Consider the following 5,168-nt stretch of genomic DNA (forward strand, 5'->3'; position numbering starts at 1 on the left):
TCAGGTACCGGTCCAGATCCGCGGCAGCATGCTGAACACGCTCTACAAGTTCATTGTTGGAAGCAAGTTGGTCCAGCTGATCGCGGCTGATTGACCCCAGGAGGCTTATTGGATCGTGATGGCTCTCCTCCCACAATTCCTGGTCAAGGCTTGCAAAGAGCTCGCGCGTAGCCCGGTGCCACGACCAGCGCAGATTTGTCGCGAGACGAGCCAACGGCCGGATCGGTTCGGGGAGCAGTGTACGGACTGTAAACCTTCGGATTGCCTTCACGAGCGCCACACTAATCCACTCGGTGGACGGCAGGAACAGCTTTCGGTTTCTTTTAGGTAAATGACACATTGCGCGGAAGAGTCTGGGGTACCTCTTCGCAAAATGTGATTTTTCTCGCTAACGTCGAGGTTGTGACCACTACTGCAGCACCGCGATCCAGCTCAGCATCCAAGTCCAAGCAGAAGGCCGGTATCACCGAGGGTCTTAAGTTCGGCAGATTCCCGATCACGGCCGTGCAGCCCGTCATCGAGGAAGGCCGGTTCCCGGCCAAGGCCTTGCCGGGTGAAGATTTGGTGATTGGCGCCACGGTCTTCCGCGAGGGCCACGACCAGCTGGGGGTGAGCGCCGTCCTGCTGGACCCCAAAGGCAAAGAACGCCAACGTGTCCGGCTTGCCCCGGCCCCGGGTGAGCGTGGCAAGGGAACGGACCGTTGGGAGGGCCTGCTGACCCCAACGGCGCCTGGAGCCTGGACCTTCGCAATCGAGGCCTGGCACGACCGCTACGGCACGTGGCACCACAACGCCGAAGTGAAGGTCGAGGCCGGCATCGACGTGGAGCTGATGCTCGCTGAGGGCGTCGCCCTGCTCGCGGAAGCCGCAGCCGAAAGCACGCGAAATGCCGCAGACAAACGCATCCTTCGCACTGCCTCCGAAGGCCTCGCCGACACTTCGAGGACCGCCGAGGAGCGCCTTGCCGCCGGCTTCAGCCCAGAGGTCGCGGCCGTCGTCGAACGCCAGCCGATCCGTGAGCTGGTGACCGTCTCGGAACAATACCCACTCCTCGTGGAGCGTGACCTCGCCGGCCGCGGGGCCTGGTACGAATTCTTCCCCCGCTCCGAAGGTGCCGTTTTCGATCCCACCACGGGAACATGGACTTCAGGCAACTTCACGACGGCGGCCAAGAGGCTCGACGCCGTCGCGGACATGGGCTTCGACGTCATCTACCTGCCGCCCATCCACCCGATTGGCTTCCAGCACCGCAAGGGGCGCAACAACACCTTGACTCCGGGTCCCCAGGATCCCGGCTCGCCGTGGGCCATCGGCTCGGAAGCCGGCGGCCACGATGCCATCCATCCTGAATTGGGATCCTTCGAGGATTTCGACGCTTTCGTGGCCCGCGCCAATGAGCTGGGCCTCGAGGTCGCGCTGGATTTGGCCTTGCAGGCCGCCCCGGACCACCCCTGGGTGAAGACCAATCCGGAATGGTTCACCACCCGGGTTGACGGCAGCATCGCCTATGCCGAAAACCCGCCGAAGAAGTACCAGGACATCTATCCGCTGAACTTCGACAACGATCCCGCCGGTCTATCGAAGGAAATCCTGCGGATCGTCTTCCTGTGGGTAAGCCACGGCGTGAAGATTTTCCGCGTGGACAATCCCCACACCAAGCCTGTGTGGTTCTGGGAATGGCTGATCGCCAAGGTCAACAAAAAGCACCCCGACGTCGTCTTCCTCGCCGAGGCGTTCACCCGCCCCGCGATGATGCATGCCCTTGGCCGGGCAGGTTTCCAGCAGTCGTACACGTACTTCACGTGGCGGAACACCAAGACCGAACTGGAATCGTATTTCCAGGAGGTCAGCCACGAATCTCCGGCGTACTTCCGGCCGAATTTCTTCGTCAACACCCCGGATATCCTCACCGAATACCTCCAATACGGCGGCCCGGCCGCGTTCCGCATCCGCGCCGCGCTGGCAGCCACGGCCAGCCCGCTCTGGGGCGTCTACGCCGGATTCGAGCTGTACGAGCATGTGGCGCGTCCCGGCGCCGAAGAGTACATCGACAACGAGAAATATGAGTTCAAGGACCGCAACTGGGATGCCGCAGCGGCTTCCGGGCACAGCCTCGCCCCGTACATCACACGGCTTAACGCCATCCGGAAGGCCCACCCGGCCTTGGGTGATCTGCAGAACCTGACGTTGCATCACAGCACGGATGACGCCACCATCGTGTTCTCCAAGCACAAGACCTTGCCCGACGGCAGCAAGGACACCCTGATCATCGTGGTAAACGTCGATCCCCACGGCACCAGGGAAAGCACCGTGACGCTGGATCTGTCCGCTCTTTCGCTGGATCCATCCGACTTCACCGCCAACGGACGATTCTGGGTGGATGATTTGGTCAGCGGCGAAAGCTGGGAGTGGGGCGAGTACAACTACGTCCGGCTGGACGCCCATGTAGAACCGGCACACATTCTCAATATCCGGAGGTAGCCTTAGTGAGCTTCAATCCGCAGGGTCAGAGTCAGTACTTCACGCCGAAGAACACTTTCGAGCTGAACGCCCCGGGTCTTCAACACGACCCTCATTGGTATCGGAAGGCGGTCTTCTACGAAGTGCTGGTGCGGGCCTTCGCGGATGCGAACGGCGACGGTTCTGGTGACTTCCACGGACTGATCGACAAGCTGGATTACCTGCAGTGGCTCGGAGTGGATTGTTTGTGGCTGCCGCCGTTTTTCGATTCGCCTTTGCGCGACGGCGGTTACGACATTTCCGATTACACGTCCGTTTTGGACGAGTTCGGCACCATCAGCGACTTCAAGCGGCTCGTGGCCGAAGCGCATGCGAGGGGCGTCAGGGTCATCATCGACCTCCCGCTGAACCACACCTCGGACCAACACCCTTGGTTCCAGGAATCACGCAAGAACCCGGACGGCCCGTTCGGCGACTTCTACGTGTGGAGTGACACCGACGAGAAGTACCAGGACGCGCGCATCATCTTCGTGGATACGGAAGAGTCGAACTGGACGTTCGATCCTATCCGCCGGCAGTTCTTCTGGCACCGGTTCTTCAGCCACCAGCCCGACCTGAACTTCGAAAACCCCAAGGTCATCGAGGCCGTCCACGACGTCGTCAAGTTCTGGCTGGACCAAGGCATTGACGGATTCCGGGCAGATGCCATCCCGTACCTCTTCGAAGAAGAGGGCACCAATTGCGAGAACCTGCCGGCCACCCACGGCTTCCTGCGGGATCTGCGCAAGATGGTGGACGAGAACTACCCGGGCCGAGTGATCATCGCCGAAGCGAACCAGCCGCCGCACGACGTCGTGGAGTACTTCGGCACGGAGGAAGAACCGGAATGCCACATGGCCTTCCACTTTCCCATCATGCCGCGCTTGTACTACGCACTCCGCGACCAGAAGGCCGCACCCATCATCGAGACGCTCCGGGATACCCCGGGAATCCCTGCCGGCGCGCAATGGGGTACCTTCCTGCGCAACCACGACGAACTCACCCTGGAGATGGTCACCGCCGACGAGCGTGCCGCCATGCTGGGCTGGTACGCCCCGGACCCGCGCATGCGGGCCAACATCGGTATTCGGCGGAGGCTCGCCTCGCTGCTGGACAATTCCCGTTCCGAGATCGAGCTGATCAATGCGTTGCTGCTTTCCCTGCCCGGCAGCCCCTTCTTGTACTACGGGGATGAAATCGGGATGGGAGACAACATCTGGCTTGACGATCGCGACGCGGTCCGCACGCCGATGCAATGGAACCCCGACCGCAACGCGGGTTTCTCCAACGCAGATCCCGGAAAGCTCTACCTCCCCGTCATCCAGTCGCTGGTCTACAACTACAGCATGGCGAACGTCGAGGCCGAAGCAGCCCATTCCGGCTCGCTCCTGCGCTGGACACGCCAGATCCTGAGCGTGCGGAGGAACCACCCGGCCTTCGGGCTAGGCGACTTCAAACACGTTCCGGCGGACCACGAGGTGGTTCTCGCCTACATGCGTGATCTCCGGGAGGACAATCCGGAAGGCGAGGATGCCGAATCCATCCTCTGCGTTTTCAACCTGTCCCAACATCCGGTTGCCACAACCCTGGATATCCCTGAATACGCCGGAAGGGGCCTGAGGGACGTGTTCGGCGGCCAGCCGTTCCCGGGGATCGGCGCCGACGGCTCCCTCACCCTCACGCTCGGTAGCCACGACTTCTTCTGGCTCCGGATACGTTCGACAGGTTCCACAGGCTCCTCGCCGTACACCCAGGCCATCCCAGTGCTTTCCATCGAAGGCTGACATGAGTCACATGGCACCCACCACGGTCCTGGCCCCCCTGCTCAAGGAATGGCTGCCCCGGCAGCGCTGGTTTCCGGTCAAGGCAGGGTTGTTCGAACTGGATTTCGTCGGCTCGTTCGGTCTTCCTGCGCCCACCTCCGGGACCGCCTTGGAGGTCCAGCTGATCTCCGTCGCCTACGCCACGGCCGATGGCGGGAGGCAGACAGACATCGTCCAAGTGCCGCTCAGCTTTCGCTCCGCGCCCTCCGCCGCCTTGGCAACTGCCTCGGTGGGCCAGATCGGTGGAACAAGCGAGCAGGATCCGCCTCTCTGGGTATACGACGCCCCGCACGATCCTGAATTCGTGACGGCATGGCTGGATCTGATCCGGGGCCAGGCCACCGCCGATCCCGGAGTGGGGGAGTGCACCGCGAGCGGACATACGGTGCCGGGCGGCCTGCGGCTGCCCACCGCCTCAGGATCCGTGCGGGTGTCTTCCGGCGAGCAGTCCAATACTTCGGTGATCGTCGACGATGGCGTGTCCGCGGCGATCGTGAAGATCTTCCGGGTCCTGTCGGTCGGCAAAAACCCCGAGGTGGAAGTCGGTGCGGCCCTGACCTCGGCGGGAACGAAGGAAGTGCCGTCCACCCTAGGGTGGATCACGGGAACCTGGGAGGTGTGGACGCCCCAGGGTCGCCACGGAACAGCCTCGGCGGATTTCGCCGTTGCCCACGAGTTCCTTGCCGGCGGGCAGGACGCTTGGCGCCTCGCCGTCGACGCCGCGGCATCAGGCAAAGACTTCGCCGCCGAAGCCCGGCAACTGGGCCAAGCGACTGCCACCGTGCACTTGCGCCTCGCGGAAACCCTCGGAACCGCCACGGAACGCGTTCCGGGCCAGGACATCGC

At 62.7% G+C, this 5,168-nt stretch carries 4 protein-coding genes; 3 read left to right on the forward strand and 1 reads right to left on the reverse strand.

Annotated elements, in window-relative coordinates:
- A partial coding sequence (locus AHiyo1_RS11640; protein WP_253257287.1) for a DUF3417 domain-containing protein occupies positions 1–340 on the reverse strand: 340 nt, incomplete at its 3' end.
- 62 nt (positions 341–402) lie between these two features.
- Between AHiyo1_RS11640 and AHiyo1_RS11645 the strand changes: the two genes are divergently transcribed.
- From AHiyo1_RS11645 to AHiyo1_RS11655, 3 genes are all read left to right on the forward strand, one after another.
- Positions 403–2,481 carry an alpha-1,4-glucan--maltose-1-phosphate maltosyltransferase gene (locus AHiyo1_RS11645; protein ID WP_059388672.1) on the forward strand — a complete coding sequence of 693 codons (2,079 nt, stop codon included), beginning with the start codon at positions 403–405 and terminating at the stop codon, positions 2,479–2,481.
- A gap of 5 nt (positions 2,482–2,486) precedes the next feature.
- Positions 2,487–4,283 carry a maltose alpha-D-glucosyltransferase gene (gene treS / locus AHiyo1_RS11650; RefSeq protein ID WP_059388671.1) on the forward strand — a complete coding sequence of 599 codons (1,797 nt, stop codon included), beginning with the start codon at positions 2,487–2,489 and terminating at the stop codon, positions 4,281–4,283.
- A 1-nt stretch (position 4,284) separates the two neighbouring features.
- Positions 4,285–5,168: maltokinase N-terminal cap-like domain-containing protein (locus tag AHiyo1_RS11655; RefSeq protein WP_445286213.1), on the forward strand; the 884-nt coding region annotated here is incomplete at its 3' end.

Origin of the sequence: Arthrobacter sp. Hiyo1 (assembly GCF_001263615.2) — a bacterium.
GTDB lineage: Bacteria > Actinomycetota > Actinomycetes > Actinomycetales > Micrococcaceae > Arthrobacter.